Consider the following 1,503-nt stretch of genomic DNA (forward strand, 5'->3'; position numbering starts at 1 on the left):
ACGCCCGCCCCTACCGGTCCGAGACAGAGCGCCGCGCTGCGTTCACCGACTGGCTACACACCTACAATCACCACCGCGGCCACACCGCACTCGACGGACACCCACCAGCCAGCCGCATTCCCAACCTCTCAGGTCAGTACACCTAGGCTGAGGAGAGCCTCTACACCGTGGACTTCGTGATCGATGAGGGCGGTCGCGCTCTGCTGGTGACATCGTCGAAGGCGTGAGGATTGTCGTGGTCGGTCAGCAGGTCGCCGCTGACCGTGTCGCGCTGGCCGCGTTCCGAGTCCTTCTTGAGCGGTTGGAGGCTGCGCACCGGCTCAGCGATAGTTGCTTCCCCATCGGCGGTGGGCGGATGTGCCCGGATCCGACGGCGCCCGACCGCGGCTGGTCGCGGTCGGCCCGGACGGCTATTGCGGGTTCTCGGTGGCGAGCCGGGTCTCGGGCATGTCGCTCTGGTCGGTGTGCTTGAGCCGGGACAGGGTGGGGTCGCGGTTGCTGCGCGCGTTCGCCGACCATGCGCGTCGAGCGGGAGCCCGCGAGTTGTCGGTGGTCCTCGATACGCAGGCGCAGCGGCGGTGGGAGCGGCGCGGTTCTTCGTGTGGGAAGGGCTTCGCCTCGGTCAACGGTAGCGCTCTGCATTTCACCAAGCCTCTCGACACGTGAGCCCGCTCGTACACGAGGCGGCGCCCTCGGCAACGTCTTCATTTCGCCTGTCGCCGGGGCGCTCGCCGAGGCCGCCGGTGGGCCCTGGGCGGCGGAGAGTCTTGGTGAGGCGCGGGTGGGAACACGCGGTCGGGGGTGTTGCTCGACGGGGGTGTGGTGGCTGGTTTAGGAATCAGGACATGCTCGCGTCTCCGATCGTTGCCACTTTGACCCCGTTCCGTCCCGACTGCAGTGTCGACTTCGCGGCGATGGGGGAGTACCTGGCGTTGCTGGACCATGCCGGTGTTACGACTGTGCTGGTCAATGGCACTACCGGCGAGTTCGCGAGTTTGGGTGTGCGCGAACGCCGCCAGCTGACCGAATACGTCCGCGCGGCGTGGCGGCACACGCTGATCGTGCAGGCCGGAGCGTGCGCCGTCGGTGAGGTGATCGAGTTGGTCCAGCACGCCAACGATTTCGCCGACTACCTGGCGGTGCTGCCGCCGTGGTTCTTCGCCGATGCCCCGCCAGCCGGTATCGAGGACTTCTTCGGCCAAGTGCTCGACCACGCCCGACGACCGGTGCTGCTGTACGACTTCCCCCGCCACACCGGCAACGTACTGGGTCCGGAGTTGGTGGCGCGGTTGGCGTCCCGGTTCCCGCTGGTGTGCGGGGTGAAGGATTCCGGCAAGGACCGCGCCGTGACGCAGGGGTACACTGAGGTTCACCCCGGGGAGTGGACACCGAGTTAGCGGGATGGTTGTTCCCGCTGGTTAGGATGTCTGTGTGCCTCCTCGTAAGCGTCGGTCGTTCACGGCCGAGTACAAGGTCGAGGCTGCGCATCGTGTGATCGATTCG

General features: G+C 67.1%; 3 protein-coding genes and 1 pseudogene. 3 read left to right on the forward strand and 1 reads right to left on the reverse strand.

The genetic code is table 11. From position 1 onward, the window contains the following. Positions 1–146: pseudogene (locus tag QH470_RS01795) on the forward strand (IS481 family transposase); the annotation flags it as partial. Positions 147–160: 14 nt separating this feature from the next. Here QH470_RS01795 and QH470_RS01800 read toward each other — a convergent pair. Next, positions 161–316 (reverse strand): hypothetical protein, encoded by a 156-nt coding sequence (locus QH470_RS01800; RefSeq protein ID WP_280270466.1) that lies wholly within the window; start codon positions 314–316, stop codon positions 161–163. A 41-nt stretch (positions 317–357) separates the two neighbouring features. Here QH470_RS01800 and QH470_RS01805 point away from each other — a divergent pair, with 41 nt between their 5' ends. Next, positions 358–666 (forward strand): GNAT family N-acetyltransferase, encoded by a 309-nt coding sequence (locus QH470_RS01805; protein WP_280270467.1) that lies wholly within the window; start codon positions 358–360, stop codon positions 664–666. A gap of 179 nt (positions 667–845) precedes the next feature. Continuing rightward, positions 846–1,397, forward strand: coding sequence for a dihydrodipicolinate synthase family protein (locus tag QH470_RS01810; RefSeq protein ID WP_280270468.1), 552 nt, complete (start codon positions 846–848; stop codon positions 1,395–1,397). Positions 1,398–1,503 lie beyond the last annotated feature (106 nt).

It is taken from the genome of Nocardia wallacei, from assembly GCF_029868745.1.
GTDB classification, from domain to species: domain Bacteria; phylum Actinomycetota; class Actinomycetes; order Mycobacteriales; family Mycobacteriaceae; genus Nocardia; species Nocardia wallacei_B.

Coding starts and splice junctions, on each gene's coding strand:
- QH470_RS01810 (WP_280270468.1), top strand. CDS start 846: ATGCTCGCGTCTCCGATCGTTGCCACTTTGACCCCGTTCCGTCCCGAC.